Genomic DNA, 16,368 nt, shown 5'->3' on the forward strand with positions numbered 1-16,368 from the left:
GTGCAGAGCTACACCGCGAGCTTCGGTCGATGACGCCGGGCGACTCAAATCCTGTCGACCCAGTTGTCGATTGTAGCTTCCGACCGAAGATAGTGCAGAAATTATAGAAGCAGCAGCGGCGCTTTTCCAAATCGAGATTTTCTTGCAAAAGCCCTCCGTCGCTGCAACGGAGGATGCAGGCGCCGGAAAGGATTCGCCTCAGCCCTCCAGCGCCCAGTCCAGCAGCCGATTGGCCTCGCGCACCCGTTCATACTCATTGCGCGCCTGGACGAGCACATCGCCCAGCCTGGCAAGGCGACTGCGCAGATCCTCTTCGCTGGCGGCGCTTTCCCACGCCTCGCGTAGCAGCTCCTCGAAGGATTTGGCGCCGTCGATGTGGCCGAGAATCATGTCCAGCTCGCCGATCACCAGCTCGAACATGCGAATCTTGCGCGCCAGCAGATCGAGCACGTGCGCTTCGATAGTGTCGTTGCAGCTCAGGTTGAAGATGGTGACGTCGTGCTCCTGGCCCAGGCGATGGAGCCGACCGATGCGCTGCTCGACGCGCATGGGATTCCAGGGCAGGTCGTAGTTGATGAGCTGGTGGCAGAATTGCAGGTTGCGCCCCTCCGCGCCGCTCTCCGTGCTCACCAGCACGCGAGCGCCGCCTTCTGCGTCCGGTTTGCGAAAAAGGGCCACCGCCGCCTCTTTCTGGTGAATATCCATCCCGCCGTGAAAGCCGACCGCCTGGACGCCTCGTCGATGCAACGCGTGCAGGATACTCTCCTGCGTCTGGCGATATTCGGTGAAGATCAGGAACTTGCCCGGAAAGCGGTCGAGAATCTCGAACACCGCCCGCATCTTGCGGCTCTCGGGAATCGCTTCGGCCAGTTCCAGGAAGCGCTGCAGCTCGCCGCGCACCTTTTCGCCGTGCGCCGGGTCGGCGAGCATCCTGCGCAGGGTGTGGGCGAGCGCCTGGGGGCTGCTGCTCAGCTCCTTCTGCAGGGTCAGCAGCGTCAGGCGCAGATGTTTGGCGCTGTCGCCGTCGCGAAAGCGCCGACGAATGTACTCGGTCACCTCGCGATAGAGGGTCCACTCCGCCTCGCTCAGCTCCAGGTGGTAGATGGCGGCCTGGCGGCGAGGGAAATGCACGTTGACCTTGCTGCGCCGGTTGCGGATCATCACGTCGTTGAGAAGGCGGCGCAGCGAGGCGGCGTTGCGCGGCTGCCGCGGGTCATAGCTGTCGAGGAAGTGGCGACGGAAGGCGCGCACCGTGCCCAACTGCCCCGGCGCCAGGATGGTGATGAGGCTGTAGAGCTCCATCAGATCGTTCTGCACCGGCGTGGCGGTCAACATCAGCACGTAGCGCTTGCGAATCTGATTGACGAACTCCCAGGCCAGCGTGCTGCGATTCTTGAGCTTGTGCGCCTCGTCCACGATGAGCAGATCGTAGTCGCGGCTGAGGATCGCCTCGCGCTGATGCGCCAGCTTGGCGCGGTCGAGGCTGGCGATCCAGCGTCCATGTTCGGCCTGCGCCGCCGCCCGCCACGCCGAGGGCTGCTCCATCACGGTGAAGGTTTCTCCAAACTTGGTCTCCAGCTCCTCGCGCCACTGCTCGGTGAGCGAGGCGGGCGTCAACACCAGCACGGTGCGCACCAACCCGCGATGGATCAGCTCTTTCATGACGATGCCGGCTTCGATCGTCTTGCCGAGGCCGACCTCGTCCGCAAGCAGCGCGCGGCCGCGCATCTCGCGCAGCGCGCGCAGCGCTGCGTCGAGCTGATGTTCGTAATGCTCCACGACAATCTCATCGAGGCAGAGCAGGCGGTCGAAGCCCCGGCTCAGGCGCAGCGCCTCCGCCTGCACGCGCAGCTGATGCACCGTCGGCGACTCCGGCGGCCGCGCGCGCCCGTGAATGCGGAAGAAATTCTCCAGGTTCTGTCTGGTTTCGATCACGCGCGGCGGCAGCCGGACGCCGAGCTGGGCGATGCGCTCGGCCATGGAGTGATCGACGTTGTAGCGGTAGCTGCAGCGAAAACAGCTCAGCGCCGTCTCCTCATCCAGCCAGCCGCACTGCGGGCAACGCTTGCCCACCCTCGCCTCGGCGGGCGGTTTCGACTTCTTCGCAGGCGTCGTGGGCTGCTCAGGAATTTCGAGCCACTCGAAGCGTTCGTATGCCATGGGAAAATCGTAGCGGGAGGCAAGGAGATGCGCAAGTTTGAAATTCGTCTACCGAATTTCTTCCACCGCCCAGTGATCTCCCATGGTGCGACGTCCTTTTGCAAGCCCTTCACCATCTGAAACTTTGTAAGTCAGGTCAGAACGGTGAAGCGCCTCTTCACGCAGAGACACGCCCAAACCTGGACCTTCTGGAATGGGCAAATGACCGTCGCACACGGTGACTTCCAGTGTGCTCAAAATCGGAAAATAAGTTTTATAAAATGCGCGGACCGACTCCACAAAAAAGAGATTGGGGATATGGGCGCCCAGATGCATACACGCTGCATGGCAGATCGGACCGGCGACGTTGTTGTTTACACCACCGCCACCACATTTCGTAAAGTTCCCACATCCTCGATGGTGATCTGCACCTCATCACCAGCGGTCAACGTGAAGGTGTCCTCAGGTACGATGCCGGTTCCGCTCATTAACGCCACGCCATCAGGAAACTTCAGAGCGCGTCCCAGATAAGCGACCAATTCGTCTGGTCGACGGCGAATTTTACCGGTGTGGGTCTCACCGCTGAACACTACAGCACCGTTGCGGACAATCTGCATTGCAATGCGCTTCGCTGGCCACACATTATCCACTTTGCCAAGAGCAATGGCCGGTCCTAAAGCGCAAGAACGCGTGTAGATTTTGGCCTGGGGCAGATAGAGAGGGTTCTCGCCTTCGATATCGCGGCTGCTCATATCGCTGCCGATGGTGAAACCAACGATCTCTAGTGCCGGATTGATTATGAGCACCAGCTCAGGCTCCGGCACATTCCAGGTTGCATCATGGCGGATGCCCACCCGATCATATGGGCCGACCACCCACGGGCCGCGCGCCTTAAAGAAGAGTTCGGGACGCTCGGCCACATAGACGCGTGCATAGACGTCGCCGCCATCTTTTGCTTCCTCCTGACGGGCGATACGGCTGCGCTCGTAAGTAACGCCAGCAGCCCACACGTCTTGTGCGTCGACGGGCGGCAACCAGTGCAGGCGATCCGGTGCGGGCTCGTGGTTGAGCGCGTCTGTGGGAACAGTATAGGGCGAGGAATGAACGGCCTGGCGCAGATCGGCGATGGCGGCGTCGACGCGGCCTGCGCTTGCGCGCAGCCACATCGCCACAGAACCAACCTCCTCTGTGACATCGTGGACAGTAGCGCCAATTTGCACACCTACACGGGAGCCCAGGGCGGGATCGTGAAAACGGACAAGGAACAGTTGCGTCATGTTGGCCTCCAAATAATGAATCCGTCTGCATTGCGTTCTGTTATGAATAATACTATTGGACGGCGGGAAGGTAGAGCCAGTTATTGATGGCGAGCCAAGCTTCTTCGGCGGCGGCGCCGCCGACCCTGCTGGCGGGCGTGTCGCCGCCGCCGAAGTCGTCGAAGCGCGCGCCGGCGGCTGGTGGTGCCAGGCGCCGATGCGCCCGCCGCGGTTGACGAAGAAGCTCGTCGTCGGCCCGGCGCCGATCAGCACGCCGTTCTTGTAGACGCGCACCGAGACCCAGTGGCTACCCGGCGCCTCGCTTCACCGTATACCCGCTCAGGGGAGAAGGCTTGTTCAGTAGCTGGGGACGCGCGTGCGCTGGACCACCGCGCGTTGAATCTCGAGCAGCGCTGGAACGTCGAGCAGCGCCTGGAGCAGATTAGCGGCGGCCGGTCGCGCCGGATCGGCGACCAGCACGGCCTCGCCGAGCGCCGGCAGCATCGGATCGTCGTCCGTCGTCAATGGCGTCATCGCCACATGGTCGAGTGCGGCGGGCGTTTCCGGATTTGTCCACACCACGGCGTCGATGGCGCCGGCGGCGAGCAAATCCAGCGCCTGGTCATACTGGATGCTTATCAGCTCGACGCGTCGCCCTCGGCTCACCGCCCGCGAAATATAGGTATGGTCTGAAGAGAGGAAGTCGACGCCCAGGCGATCGCCGTCGCGTAAGCCCGTAGCCGAGGGATCCCGCAGCAGGAGCACGTGGCCCGCCAGATAGGTGTATTCGCCCAACGCCACGACCGTCGTCACCGTAAACCCGTGCGCCGTTGCCGTCTCCGCGGCGAACCTCGACAGCAGCGCCCAGTCGACTGTTCCCTGCGCCAGGGCCTGCAGGCGCTGCGATGAGCCGCGCATGAAGCGCAAGGTCAGCTCCACGCCAGCTTCGGCGAATTGAGCGTACAGCGCCGTCGCCAGCCCTTCCACGTGGCGAGAATAAGGCAGCGGCAAAGCGCCGACCATTGGCCGCTGATAGCCGAGCCGCCACAGGCGGATGTAATCCAGCATCGCAATCGATGTTCCCAGCCGACCGCGCGCCTCGAGCTGCGCTGCGCCGCTGTCCTGAAGATAGTCCAGAGCATTCTGCACGGTGCCCGCGCCGACGTGAAAGAGTTCGACATACTCCTGCACCGGCAGAAGGCGATCGCCGGGTTTCATCTCGACCAACACGCGCGCCAGCTCAACGACGATCCGCCCCTGTCGCGTCATGAACGCCTGCGCCGTGATGCGGTGATCCTGGTTTCCCGCCAGCGTCGTCATGAGCCTCCCCGTTTTTGACGCCATCGTGCATAAAATTCAAAATATTGAACACTCTCTTGTTCAAGGGTAACATGTCGCCGAGGGAATGTCAATGCCCCCGTATTTTGTTGCGCAACTCATCTCTTTCCTTCTTCGATGATCAGGCGCTATAAAATATTCTATTATTTGTATAAATTGCGTGAAACCTCCTTGACAAACGCCCAAAAATCGACTAGAGTATATTCAAAATACAGAACAAATTTCTAACAAGGAAGATTCCCCATGCAATTCCCGGTCTTCGACAGCGCCGAAGTCGTCGTGCTGGGCGCGGGGTGCGCAGGATGCACGGCCGCCATCGCCGCAGCGCGCGCCGGCGCCGACACGTTGCTTGTGGAGCGTTACGGCTTTCTCGGCGGCACCTCCACCATGGTGCTGGATTCGTTTTACGGTTTCTACATCCCCGGCAACGATGCGCGGCGCGTCGTGGGCGGCATTCCATGGGAGATTGTCGAGCGGCTGCGACGCTACGGCATGGTCATCGAGCGCCCCAGCAGCTACGGCGCAGGGCAGGCCGTCACCTACGACCCGCCCACCCTGCAGGTGGTGTGGGAGCAGACGGCGCTGGAGGCGGGCGTGCGCCTGCGTCTGCACACCTTCTGCGTCGATGTGCGCAAGGAGGGCGAGTGCGTGACGGGCCTGCTGGTGGCGGGCAAGAGCGGGCTGGGCTGGATCACCGGCAAGGTCTTCATCGACGCGTCAGGGGACGCCGACCTCTGCTTTCGCGCTGGCGCGCCCTTCCAGCTGGCGGGCGAAGATGGGCCCGCCCAGTCGCTCACCACGACCTTCCGGCTCGGCAACGTCGACGAAGAACGCGCCCTCAAGGTCAAACGCGCAGACCTGGTGCGGCTGATGAAGGAGGCCAACCTCAGCGGCGAATACCGGTTGCCCCGCGAGGAGGGCAGCGTCCACCGCACGCCGCTGCGCGGCGTCGTCGCTACCAACATGACGCGCGTCGCCTACGTCGACGCCACCGACCCGGTCGAGCTGACCAAGGCCGAGGTCGAAGGCCGCAAGCAGGCGATGGAGTACGTGCGCTTCCTGCGCGAACGCATCCCCGGCTACGAAAACGCCTACCTGATCAATTTCAGCACACAGATCGGCGTGCGCGAGACGCGCCGCGTTTACGGCGACTATCGCCTGACGCGCGAGGATGTGCTCAACGCCCGCCATTTTCCCGACGCCATCGCCCAGTGCGGCGCGCCCATCGAGGACCACCACCCCGGCAGCGACACGCGCTGGGAGTATCTGCCCCCCGGCGCAACGTACGACATTCCTTTCCGCAGCCTGCTCCCGCAGACGCTCGCCAACGTGCTGGTCGCCGGCCGCTGTCTTTCAGCGACGCACGACGCCCACGCCTCGGTGCGCAGCATGGGGCAGTGCATGGCGATGGGACAGGCCGCCGGAACGGCGGCGGCGATGGCGCTGCAAAACGAGGGCCTCGTGCGCAGTGTGCCGATCGCCCGGTTGCAACAACAGCTGCGCGCAGACGGCGCGCTCTTCTCCGGCGCGGAGTAGCGAGGATGATCCTGGCGGGCGTTGACCTCGGCGGCACCAAGATCGCTGTGACGATTCTCGAACACGAAAGCGGACGCACGCTGGCGCGCGCCGCCGCGCCGACCGATTCTCACGAAGGGCCGGAGGCGGTGCTGCGACGCATGGCGACGCTGGTGGAAAGAACCTGCGCTGATGCCGGCCTTGCAGTGGCGGAGCTTGCCGCCATCGGACTCGGCGTGCCCGGCGTCTATGACCTGAAGACCGGCTACACGCACTTCTTGCCCAACCTGGCGGGCGCCTGGCGCAACGTGCCGGCGGGGCCGTTCCTGCAGGAGGCGTTAGGGCGCCCCGTGTGGCTGATCAACGACGCGCGCGCCTTCGTGCTGGCGGAGACGCTGCTCGGCGCGGGTCGCGGCGCGCAGACGGTGGTCGGCTTCACGCTAGGCACGGGCGTCGGCGGCGGCATCGCCATCAACGGACGGCTCTTCTGGGGCATCGACGGCACAGCGGGAGAGATCGGCCATCTGACCATGGACCCCGACGGGCCGCTGTGCACGTGTGGCAACCGCGGCTGCCTGGAGACCTACGCCAGCGGCGTGGCCATTCAGAAGCTGGCGGTGCAGCGGTTGGCGGAGGCGCCGGACAGCCTGTTGCTGCAGCTTGCGGACGGCGATCCCGCCCGTGTGACCCCTGCGCTGGTCGGACAGGCCGCCGCAATGGGCGACGCCACCGCGCAGTCGATCCTGGCGCACGTGACGAAATATCTGGGCGCCGGCGTGGCGAACATGGTCACGGCGCTCAGCCCTGAGTGCGTGATTCTCGGCGGCAGCGTGGCCAATCTCGGCGAGCAGCTGCTGGCGCCCGTGCGCGCCATCGTGCGCGAGCGCTGCCGCGCCATCCCGGTCGACCGCGTGCGCATCGTGCAGGCCGCGCTGGGCCCGGACGCCGGCGCCATCGGCGCGGCGCTCTGGGCGGCGGAGCGGGCGTCGGGGAAAGAATTGTTTGCGATGACATAGAGGGGAGGCGTCATGGTGCAGAAGACCTCGCTTGAAAAGAATCAAGAAAGATTGCAGGTGGAGCCGGACGTTTACAGTGGTGCACGCGAAAGCGCACAGATGACGTTTACGGCGCCGGACTTGCCCTACCGGCCGCGCGACCCCCAGCGCTACCGCCCCGCCATCGGTCTGATCGGCTGCGGCGGCATCACGGCGCACCATCTTGCCGCCTATCGCTCCGCAGGATACAACGTCGTGGCGCTGTGCGATCGATTTCGGGAACGCGCAGAAGAGCGTCGCGCAGCGTTCTATCCAGACGCCGCCGTTTACACTGACTCCTGCGAGCTGCTGCGCCGAGATGACATCGAGGTGGTGGATATCGCCACCCATCCCGCCGAACGCGTGCCGTTGATCGAGGCTGCACTGTTGGCGCGAAAACATGTGCTCAGTCAGAAACCCTTCGTGCTCGATCTGGACGTCGGCGCACGCCTATGTGAGCTGGCCGCAAAGCAAGGAGTGCAACTGGCCGTCAACCAGAACGGCCGCTGGGCGCCGCACGTCGCCTATCTGCGCCTGGCGGTTGCAGCGGGCCTGTTGGGCGAGCTCACCAGCGCCGACCTTTCCGTCCACTGGGATCATTCGTGGGTGGTGGACACACCCTTCAACGACATCGCGGATCTGGTGCTCTACGATTTCGCCATCCACTGGTTCGATATGTTGACCTGTTACTTCGGCGAGGAAGAGCCACAGCAGGTTTTCGCTGCCGTCAATCGCACGCGCCAGCAACGCCCGCGGCCGCCAATGCTCGCCCATGTGCTCGTGGACTATCCGGCGGCGCAGGCGACGCTCAGTTTCAACGCTGTCACGAAATTCGGCCACCATGACCGCACCTACCTGGTCGGGACGCAGGGAACGGCGATGAGCAGCGGCCCCAATTTGCAGGAGCAGACGGTGCAACTGTTCACGGCGCAAGGCGTCGCCTCCCCTATCCTGAAGGGACACTGGTTCCCAGACGGCTTTCACGGTGCAATGGCGGAGTTGCTCTGCGCCATCGAGGAAAAGCGCTCGCCTTACAATAACGCTGCGGATAACCTTCGCAGCCTGGCGCTGGCCTTCGCCGCCATTGGCAGCGCGCGCGATCGCCAGCCAAAGCGTCCAGGCGAGGTGCATCGCCTGCCCAATCAGAATGGCTGACTTCCAGGTTTTTACGGTGCGCCGGAAACGTGTGGCTCACAGCCGCACCCGGTGTCGTGAAAGGCGCCCACGTAGTCCTCACCTCCGGCGTGATATGAAAGAAAAATCAGGAAATGTTTTGGGAGCCCATAGAAGGGAAGTGTGTCATGTCAAAACTCAAAGTCGTCGGCATTAACTTTGACCACATGCACATGGGCGATCTATTGCGTCAGGCGTATGAACACCCGGACGTTGAAATTGTCGGCATCTGCGACGAACAGCCGGAACGGATGGTCGCCGCCGCGCGCAACTTCTCCATTCCCGATGACCGTATCTTCACCGATTACCGCCAGTGCCTGGAAGCAACGCAGCCGGACTTCGTCATTCTCTGCCCGGCCACAGCCACCCATGGGCTTTGGGTCGAACGCGTAGCCCCCTACGGCGTGCACATCCTGGTCGAAAAGCCGTTTGCAGCTTCGCTAGCCGAGGCGGATCGCATGATCGCGGCTGTCGCTGCGACGGGCAAACAGATGGTGATCAACTGGCCGCTGGCCTGGTATCCTCCGCATGTCACCACCAAACGGCTGATCGATGAAGGCGTGATCGGCGAGGTGATCGAGGTGCACTACTACGACGGCAACCGTGGGCCGCTCTATCACCTGGCCGACAAAGTGGAAGTTGCACCTGAAGAGGCGGAGCGGCGCAAGCGTGAAAGCTGGTTTTATCGCCGCGACATGGGCGGCGGCTCGCTGCTCGATTACTTAGGTTACGGCGCAACGTTGGGCACCTGGTTTCACGGCGGCGACAAACCGATCGAGGTCATGACAATGGTTTATGAGCCTCCCGGCCTTGAAGTCGATGAGCACAGCGTTACAGTGGCGCGCTACGCCAAAGGCCTCTCCAAATTCGAGACGCGCTGGGGCACCTTCACCGACCCCTGGACGCATCAGCCGCAGCCCAAGTGTGGCTTCGTGATCGTCGGCACAGAAGGAACGATCAGCTCTTATGACTATGAGCCGACGATCCGCGTGCAGACGCGGGCGCATCCAGAAGGCCAGGTGCTGCCGGTCGACGAGCTGAAGCCGCCTTTTCAGAATCCGATCCAGAACTTTGTGCACAGCCTACGCACGGGTGAACCGGTGCACGGGCCGTTGTCGATCCCTATTTGTCGCATCGGCCAGCAGATCGTTGATACAGCCGTGTTAAGCGCGCGTGAAAGACGCGTCGTGCCACTGATCGAGTAAAGAGTTAAATCATCAAAAGACAAGTTGCGAAGGAAAGTAACGCCATGAGTGAAATCGTGGAAAAGTCTTCGACCTCGCCGGCGCTGCGCTATCTAGAGGCGGCGCAGCGCATCCTGACGCAAATCCGTGAGACGCAGACGCCCGCCATCGAGGCTGCGGCCCGCATCTGCGCCGACTCGATTGCGGCCGGCGGGCTGGTGCATCTCTTCGGCACGGGCCACTCGCGCATTCCTGTCGAAGAGATGTTTCCGCGGCACGGGAGCTTTCCCGGCTTTCATCCGATTGTGGAGCTTTCGCTCACCAACCACACGCAGGTCGTCGGCGCCAACGGCCAGCGCCAGGCGATGTTTCTGGAAAAGCTGGAAGGCTTCGGCGAGGTCATCCTGCGCAACTTTGTCTTTCATGCGCACGACAGCATGATCGTCTTCTCCAACGGCGGCGTCAACGGCGTCGTGATCGACGTGGCGCTGGGGGCCAAGCGCCGCGGCCTGCCGGTGATCGCCGTGGTCTCGCTGGCGCACAGCCTGGCTTCTCCGGTGCGCCACTCCTCTGGAAAACGACTCTCCGACATCGCCGACGTCACCATCGACAACTGTTCGCCGGTGGGGGACGCCATGGTGACCATCGAGGGTCTGGAGACGCCGGTGGGGCCGGGCTCGTCGATCGGCTACGTGGCGGTGGTGAATATGCTCAAATGCCTCGTGGCGGAGGAGCTGGTGAAGCGAGGCCAGCCGCCGCTGGTGTTGACGAGCGCAGCGTTGATCGGCGCCGAAGCCTCCGCCGATCTGTTCGAGCGCACCTACGACGACTATCGGGCGCGCGTGGCGCAGGTCTACGGCTGCCCGCCCGGAGGTGCACGGTGACGGAACGGCTGGCGGACAAGGTCGTGCTGGTCACCGGCGCGGCGAGCGGCATCGGTCGAGCCACGGCGCTGCGTTGTGCAGCGGAAGGCGCGCGCGTGGCGCTTTTCGACGTCGCCGCCGACGGCTTGCAGGAGACGTGCAGCCGCCTCGCCGCCGACCAGGCGCTGCCCGTGACCGTCGACCTCACGCAGCCGGCCGCGGTGGAGGCGGCGGTGGCGCAGATCATGGAGCGCTGGAGACGCCTGGACGGCCTTTTCAACGCTGCGGGCGGCAGCGGACGCGCGCACGGCGACGGGCCGGTTGACCGTTGCACGCTCGAGGGCTGGCGTTGGACGCTCGACCTCAACCTGACCACCGTCTTCCTGGTCTGCAAGTATGCGACGCCTGCGCTGCTCGCCAGCCGCGGGGCCGTCGTCAACCTGGCCTCGGTGCTGGGGCTGGTGGGCGGCGACGAAGACTTCGCCACGCACGCCTACGCGGCCAGCAAAGCCGGAATCATCGGCTTGTCTCGAGCGATGGCGTCCTACTATGCGCCGCAGGGGCTGCGCGTCAACGTGATTGCGCCGGGGCTGATCGCCACGCCGATGAGCCGTCGCGCCCAGCAAGACCCGGCGATCCTGGCGCGGCTGACGCAGCTCCAGCCCCTCACCGGCGCCATGGGCATGCCGGAAGATGTGGCAAGTGCGGCGGTCTTTCTGCTGTCGGACGAGGCGCGCTTTATCACCGGCGCAGTGTTGACGGTCGACGGCGGTTGGACGGTGAGATGAGCAAGGAAGGGAAAAGAGAATGGGCAAAATTCGCACGGTGCTGGGCGACATCGAACCGACAGCCTTGGGCTTCACCTACATGCACGAGCATGTCATCACGCATCCACCCGCCGACGTCGCCGATCGCGACCTGGCCATGGAGAGCATCGCAGCTGCGACGCGGGAGCTGACCAGTTTCTTTCTGGCGGGCGGGCGGGCGCTGGTGGAGATGACCCCGCGCGATTACGGCCGCGACCCGCAGGCGCTGCGCGAAATTTCGGCGGCGACCGGCGTGCACATCATCTGCACGACCGGCTGGCTCAAGGACAAATTCTGTCGCCGCTGGGTGGAGGAGCGCACGGTGAACGAGCTGGCGGATGAGATGATCCGCGAGATCGAGGAAGGAATCGACGGCGCCGGCGTGCGCGCAGGCGTGATCAAGGCCGGCTCCAGCCTGAACGCCATCACGCCGGCGGAGGAGAAGGTCTTTCGGGCGGCGGGCCGCGCCCATCGCGAGACCGGCGCGCTGATCAGCACGCACACGGAGAAGGGCACGATGGCGCTCGAGCAGATCGAGCTGCTGCGCCGCGAGGGCGTGTCCCCGGAGCGCATCCTGGTCGGCCATCTTGACCATAAGCCGGAGTTGGACTATTGGCGCAGCGTGGCTCAAACCGGCGCCAATTTGGGCGTTGACCAGATCGGCAAGGAAAAATATCTGCCGGACAGCCGGCGCATCGAACTGATCCTCGCCATGGTGGCCGAAGGCTACGGCGATCAACTCTGCCTCTCCGGCGACCTGGCGCGCGCTTCCTACTGGCCCGCCTACGGCGGCTGGGGCGGCCCTGGGTTGACCTACATCCTGTGGCGTTTTCTGCCCTGGCTGCGCGAGCGCGGGCTGGATAGTTCGCAGATTGAGGCGATGATGGGGAAGACGCCGGCGCGGCTGTTGCAATTGGGCGTAGCTTGAAAGCGCTCTTTGTTTACGTTTTCGCAAGATGACAGAATTTTGATGCTCTGGTAGACTTTTTTAGAATTCCTGTACTTTCATCAATTTGAGCTTCCGTAGGGCTTGCGAGACGCTAAAGCCGCCCGAGATTTTACAACCGTTTTGTAGCTCTACCCAGACAATCTGTGCACTCACATCAGGGACGCTCCCCTATCGTCGGCGTAACAACCCCTGATGGCAACATTTTCTAAACAACGCATAGAAAGGAAACAGGAGGAAAACGTATGAAGCAACGCAATCGAATCTATCTGATCGGGAGTGTGCTGGTGCTGTTGGCCCTGCTGGTGGGCGGCTGCGTGGCGCCGGCGCCTGGGGCGGCGCCGGCTGCTCCAACTGCGCCTGCGGCGGAAGCGCCCGCTAAAGAGGGTGGCTTTGTGCTGGGCGTCAGCAACACGCTCGTCGGCAACGCCTGGCGCGAGCAGATGATCTGCTCCATCAAGGCGCAGGCTCGGGCCAGCGGCCTGGTGGATCGCCTCATCATCGCCAACCGCAACGCCGGCCCCACCGAGCAGATCGCCGACCTGGAGAACCTGATCTCGCAGGGCGTGGACGCCATCATCCTCAACCCGAGCGACCGCGATGCGTTGAACGCCGTGCTTGAGGCCGCCATCGCCCAGGGCATCGTCGTCGTGGCGGTGGATCAGGCAGTCAGCGCAGAAGGGGCCTATATTGCGACCAACGACCAGACCGCCTACGGCCGCATCGGCGCCGAGTGGCTCTTTGAGACGCTGGGCGGCAAGGGGAAAGTCGTGGAGATGCGCGGCATCGACGGCGTGCCGGCGGACACCGACCGCCACAACGGCTTCCTGGAGGCGCTGGCCAAGTACCCGGAGATTGAAGTCGTAGCCGAAACCTTCACCAACTGGGATCCCTCGACCGGCGCACAGCAGGCGCTCGATCTGATCACGACCATCGAGATCGACGGCATCTGGACTTCGGGCATCGACTACACCGTTGTGGAGCAGTTCCAGGCCGCCAACGTGCCCTTCGTCCCGATCGTCGGCGCAGACAACAACGGCTTCGTCAAGCAACTGATCGAACTCAAGGATCAAGGGCTGATCGGCGCGGCCGTCACCAACCCGCCGGCCATCGGCGCCGTCGGCACGGCGATTGCTCTCGACGCTCTCACCGGCAAGAATCCGGAACGCGTCACCCTCTTGACGCCTAGACTCTTCGACAATGTCAACAACCTGGAAGAGCTGAAAGCGATCTACGCGCCGGATGAACAACCCGGCTGGAGCACCTACGTCGACATCGAGCCGTACACCCTCTACAACGGCAGCGCCGACGTCTCTGCGTGCAAAGGCCCGGGCGAGTAAAGAATGAGATAGGCTGCGTGGTGCGTGTTGTGTGGTGGATTGACGCAACACGCACCACGCAACACGCAACCCATGCTACGCAACCACCCATGAATCAATCGCAAGTGTTGCTCGCCACGCAGGGCGTCGCCAAAGCCTATGGGCCGGTGGTGGCGCTGCGCGGCGTCGATATGACGGTGCGCCGGGGTGAGATTCATGCTCTCCTCGGCGCCAATGGCGCAGGCAAAAGCACGCTCGTGAAAATCCTTGCCGGCGTTCAGCCTGCCGACGCCGGCAAGGTGTACGTCGAAGGTCGGGTAGTGCAGTTCCATACGCCCGCCGACGCCATCGCCGCCGGCATTGCGACCGTGTTTCAGGACCCAGCGCTGATCCCAGACCTCACCGTGGCGCACAACTTGCGCCTGAGCCGGATCGATAACGCCAAATTTCACGCCTGGCTCGAGCGATTCGGCCTTGGCAAACTCGATTTGGGCGCGCTGGTGCGGGAGCTTCCGCTGGAGACGCTGCGCATCGTAGACCTGGCGCGCGCAGCGGCGCGCGACCCTCATGTGCTGCTGCTCGACGAAATCACGGCGGCCTTGACGGCGGATCAGGCGGAGCGCGTCTTCGACCTGCTGGCCGAGTGGCGGGCGCAGGGCAAATCGGCGGTGTTGATCACCCATCGTCTGGCCGAGGTGATGCGCATCTGCGATCAGGCCACGATCCTGCGCGACGGTCGCAACGTGGCCGAACTGGTCACGGCGGAGGTCGACGAACATCAACTGGTTGAGGCAATGCTCGGCGCCTCGGTGGAGCCTATGCTGAAAACAACCCAGGACGCGGCAGCGACCCGTCGCTTCGGCGAGACGGCGCTGGAGGTGCGGGGACTGGCCGACCGCCATCACGTGCGCGGGGTTTCGTTTGCAGTGCGCTCCGGTGAGATTCTCGGCCTGGTGGCGCTGGAAGGACAGGGGCAGGATCGGCTGTTCGATCTACTCTCGGGCGCTCGACGACCAGTTGCAGGCGAAATTCTGGTCGCCGGCAAGCCCTGTCGTTTCCATTCCCCCTACGACGCAGTGCGACGAGGCGTGGTGCTGGTGCCGGGCGACCGGCTGATTGCGCTGTTGCCCAATCAGTCCGTCCATCACAACCTTGCCTTGCCGCTTTTCAACCATCTGCGCCGTTGGCTGCGCATCCCGGCGGACGAGCGTCCACGTGTGCAGCGCGCCATTGAGCGGCTGTCGATCGACGTGCGCGCGGCGTCGCAGGTGCGCAGGCTCTCCGGAGGCAACCAGCAAAAGGTCGTGCTTGGTCGCTGGTTGGTCAGCGGTTTTCGCACGCTGCTCTGCTTCGATCCGACGCGCGGCATCGACATCCAGACCAAACGCGAGATTTACGCCCTGCTGCGCGAACTGGCGGCCCAAGGCGCAGCCATCGTGCTCTACACCAGCGAGCTGGCTGAGATCGGCCTGGTGTGCGACCGGGCGCTGGTCATGCACGATGGTCGCATTGTCGATGAACAGGACGCCGCAACGGCTACGGAGTCTTCTCTTTTAAAGGCTGCCCATGGATTGGAGGTTGGGGTGTAATGGCGTTTAGTGTGGCTATGCGAAATCCAGCGCTGCGCATCCTGTTTCGCAACAGCTGGGCGCTAGGCGTCTGGCTGTTGCTCGGCGCACTGGTGCTCTGGTACAGCACGCTGATCCCTGTGTTCGGCCCCTTTCAAATTACATCGATCACCAAGAACAGCCTGCCGCTCGTCTACCTGGCCATCGGCCAGGCGATCATCGTGATCTCCGGCGGCATCGACCTCTCCCTGGGCGCCCTGCTGTTGCTGAGCAATGTGATCGCCGCCCGCTTCATGGCAGGCCAGCCGCTGCCCACTGTCGTGTTGATTGCACTGGGAATCGTCGCCGGCCTGGCTCTACTCAACGCGCTCGTCGGCTTTGTCATCACCCTCTCCGGCGTGCCGGACATCGTCGTCACCCTGGCGACGGGTTATATCTGGTCCGGACTCGCACTGTGGATTCTACCCTCTCCAGGCGGCGGCACCGCGCCGGAGATGCGCTGGCTCTTCACCGGCTCGCCCAGCGGCGTGGGCGGCTCCTACTGGCCGCCGCTCCTGATGCTGTTGATCCCTGGCGCGTTGGTGGCGATCTGGTCGCGCACGACGCGGGTCGGCCTTTCGCTGTACGCCGTAGGCAGCAATAAGACGGCGGCGCAACTGGCCGGCCTCGACGTGCGACGGGCGAAGATCGTCGCCTATGGCATCGGCGGCGCCATGGCCGGCCTGGCCGGACTCGCCATGGTGGCGCTCACGGGCACGGGCGACCCTCGCTTCGCAATTGGCGCCAACGCCACGCTGAACAGCGTGGCCGCAGTCGTGTTGGGCGGCGTCGCCTTGACCGGCGGCGTCGGCAACGTCTTCGGCGTGGTGGCGACCGGGGTGACGCTAATTATGTTAAATCCAATCCTGATCGCCATGCGCGTCGACTCCAACAATGCGCAGGTCATTCAGGGCGTCCTGATCGCAGGCGTGATGATGTTCGGCGGCCTGGTCGCCTTCTTGCGGGAGCGGAGATCATGAGCAGTGAATCGCGCGTAGTTCAAGGCCGCGCCGGCAAAGAACGATCCTTTCAGCGGTGGGCGGAGGAGAATCCGTTGGCGGTGCTGGCCGGCGTCTTCGTGCTTCTGTTTCTGGTGACGAGCGCCATTCAGCCTGGCTTTTTCTCGGTGAGCGGCGTTCGCAACACGTTGTTGCAGGCCGCCCCACTGGGCATCCTGGCGGCGGCGCA

General features: G+C 63.8%; 14 protein-coding genes and 1 pseudogene. 11 read left to right on the forward strand and 4 right to left on the reverse strand.

Translation table 11 applies throughout. From position 1 onward, the window contains the following. Positions 1-198: 198 nt before the first annotated feature. From Q0367_RS16155 to yhfZ, 4 genes are all read right to left on the reverse strand, one after another. Positions 199-2,160, reverse strand: coding sequence for a DEAD/DEAH box helicase (locus tag Q0367_RS16155; protein WP_298983523.1), 1,962 nt, complete (start codon positions 2,158-2,160; stop codon positions 199-201). A gap of 48 nt (positions 2,161-2,208) precedes the next feature. Next, positions 2,209-2,493 carry an enolase C-terminal domain-like protein gene (locus tag Q0367_RS16160; protein ID WP_297641135.1) on the reverse strand — a complete coding sequence of 95 codons (285 nt, stop codon included), beginning with the start codon at positions 2,491-2,493 and terminating at the stop codon, positions 2,209-2,211. A gap of 20 nt (positions 2,494-2,513) precedes the next feature. After that, positions 2,514-3,689 carry a fumarylacetoacetate hydrolase family protein gene (locus tag Q0367_RS16165; RefSeq protein WP_298983525.1) on the reverse strand — a complete coding sequence of 392 codons (1,176 nt, stop codon included), beginning with the start codon at positions 3,687-3,689 and terminating at the stop codon, positions 2,514-2,516. 63 nt (positions 3,690-3,752) lie between these two features. Next, positions 3,753-4,715: a GntR family transcriptional regulator YhfZ gene (gene yhfZ, locus Q0367_RS16170; RefSeq protein WP_297641045.1), complete on the reverse strand. Its 963-nt coding sequence runs from the start codon at positions 4,713-4,715 to the stop codon at positions 3,753-3,755. Positions 4,716-4,976: 261 nt separating this feature from the next. Here yhfZ and Q0367_RS16175 point away from each other — a divergent pair, with 261 nt between their 5' ends. The 11 genes and pseudogenes from Q0367_RS16175 to Q0367_RS16225 form a co-directional block, all read left to right on the forward strand. Further along, positions 4,977-6,269 (forward strand): FAD-dependent oxidoreductase, encoded by a 1,293-nt coding sequence (locus Q0367_RS16175; protein WP_297641044.1) that lies wholly within the window; start codon positions 4,977-4,979, stop codon positions 6,267-6,269. A 5-nt stretch (positions 6,270-6,274) separates the two neighbouring features. Then, positions 6,275-7,264: an ROK family protein gene (locus tag Q0367_RS16180; protein WP_297641043.1), complete on the forward strand. Its 990-nt coding sequence runs from the start codon at positions 6,275-6,277 to the stop codon at positions 7,262-7,264. Between the two features lie 12 nt (positions 7,265-7,276). Beyond that, positions 7,277-8,437, forward strand: coding sequence for a Gfo/Idh/MocA family protein (locus tag Q0367_RS16185; RefSeq protein ID WP_297641042.1), 1,161 nt, complete (start codon positions 7,277-7,279; stop codon positions 8,435-8,437). 146 nt (positions 8,438-8,583) lie between these two features. After that, positions 8,584-9,660: a Gfo/Idh/MocA family protein gene (locus tag Q0367_RS16190; protein WP_297641041.1), complete on the forward strand. Its 1,077-nt coding sequence runs from the start codon at positions 8,584-8,586 to the stop codon at positions 9,658-9,660. A 44-nt stretch (positions 9,661-9,704) separates the two neighbouring features. After that, the gene (locus Q0367_RS16195) at positions 9,705-10,523 is read left to right on the forward strand and encodes an SIS domain-containing protein (RefSeq protein WP_297641040.1); all 819 of its coding nucleotides are present in this window, start codon (positions 9,705-9,707) and stop codon (positions 10,521-10,523) included. Continuing rightward, positions 10,520-11,290: an SDR family NAD(P)-dependent oxidoreductase gene (locus Q0367_RS16200; protein ID WP_297641039.1), complete on the forward strand. Its 771-nt coding sequence runs from the start codon at positions 10,520-10,522 to the stop codon at positions 11,288-11,290. The genes Q0367_RS16195 and Q0367_RS16200 overlap by 4 nt, the downstream gene beginning before the upstream one ends. A 19-nt stretch (positions 11,291-11,309) precedes the next feature. Then, positions 11,310-12,236 (forward strand): phosphotriesterase, encoded by a 927-nt coding sequence (locus Q0367_RS16205; protein ID WP_297641038.1) that lies wholly within the window; start codon positions 11,310-11,312, stop codon positions 12,234-12,236. A 263-nt stretch (positions 12,237-12,499) separates the two neighbouring features. Continuing rightward, positions 12,500-13,594 (forward strand): ABC transporter substrate-binding protein, encoded by a 1,095-nt coding sequence (locus Q0367_RS16210; RefSeq protein ID WP_297641037.1) that lies wholly within the window; start codon positions 12,500-12,502, stop codon positions 13,592-13,594. A gap of 89 nt (positions 13,595-13,683) precedes the next feature. Further along, on the forward strand, positions 13,684-15,162 hold the full coding sequence (locus tag Q0367_RS16215) for a sugar ABC transporter ATP-binding protein (RefSeq protein WP_298983531.1): 1,479 nt from the start codon (positions 13,684-13,686) through the stop codon (positions 15,160-15,162). A gap of 17 nt (positions 15,163-15,179) precedes the next feature. Beyond that, entirely contained in the window at positions 15,180-16,160 is a 981-nt protein-coding gene (locus Q0367_RS16220; RefSeq protein WP_298983534.1) for an ABC transporter permease, read from the forward strand. Beyond that, positions 16,157-16,368 (forward strand): annotated as a pseudogene (locus Q0367_RS16225) (ABC transporter permease); the annotation flags it as partial. The gene Q0367_RS16220 and the pseudogene Q0367_RS16225, both read left to right, overlap by 4 nt.

The organism is uncultured Caldilinea sp., assembly GCF_937128415.1.
Classification (GTDB): Bacteria; Chloroflexota; Anaerolineae; order Caldilineales; family Caldilineaceae; genus Caldilinea.

Bases quoted from the DNA above. Each gene is read 5' to 3' on its own strand.
- Q0367_RS16155 (WP_298983523.1), bottom strand. From the start codon at position 2,160: ATGGCATACGAACGCTTCGAGTGGCTCGAAATTCCTGAGCAGCCCACG.
- yhfZ (WP_297641045.1), bottom strand. From the start codon at position 4,715: ATGACGACGCTGGCGGGAAACCAGGATCACCGCATCACGGCGCAGGCG.
- Q0367_RS16175 (WP_297641044.1), top strand. From the start codon at position 4,977: ATGCAATTCCCGGTCTTCGACAGCGCCGAAGTCGTCGTGCTGGGCGCG.
- Q0367_RS16180 (WP_297641043.1), top strand. From the start codon at position 6,275: ATGATCCTGGCGGGCGTTGACCTCGGCGGCACCAAGATCGCTGTGACG.
- Q0367_RS16185 (WP_297641042.1), top strand. From the start codon at position 7,277: ATGGTGCAGAAGACCTCGCTTGAAAAGAATCAAGAAAGATTGCAGGTG.
- Q0367_RS16190 (WP_297641041.1), top strand. From the start codon at position 8,584: ATGTCAAAACTCAAAGTCGTCGGCATTAACTTTGACCACATGCACATG.
- Q0367_RS16195 (WP_297641040.1), top strand. From the start codon at position 9,705: ATGAGTGAAATCGTGGAAAAGTCTTCGACCTCGCCGGCGCTGCGCTAT.
- Q0367_RS16205 (WP_297641038.1), top strand. From the start codon at position 11,310: ATGGGCAAAATTCGCACGGTGCTGGGCGACATCGAACCGACAGCCTTG.
- Q0367_RS16210 (WP_297641037.1), top strand. From the start codon at position 12,500: ATGAAGCAACGCAATCGAATCTATCTGATCGGGAGTGTGCTGGTGCTG.
- Q0367_RS16215 (WP_298983531.1), top strand. From the start codon at position 13,684: ATGAATCAATCGCAAGTGTTGCTCGCCACGCAGGGCGTCGCCAAAGCC.
- Q0367_RS16220 (WP_298983534.1), top strand. From the start codon at position 15,180: ATGCGAAATCCAGCGCTGCGCATCCTGTTTCGCAACAGCTGGGCGCTA.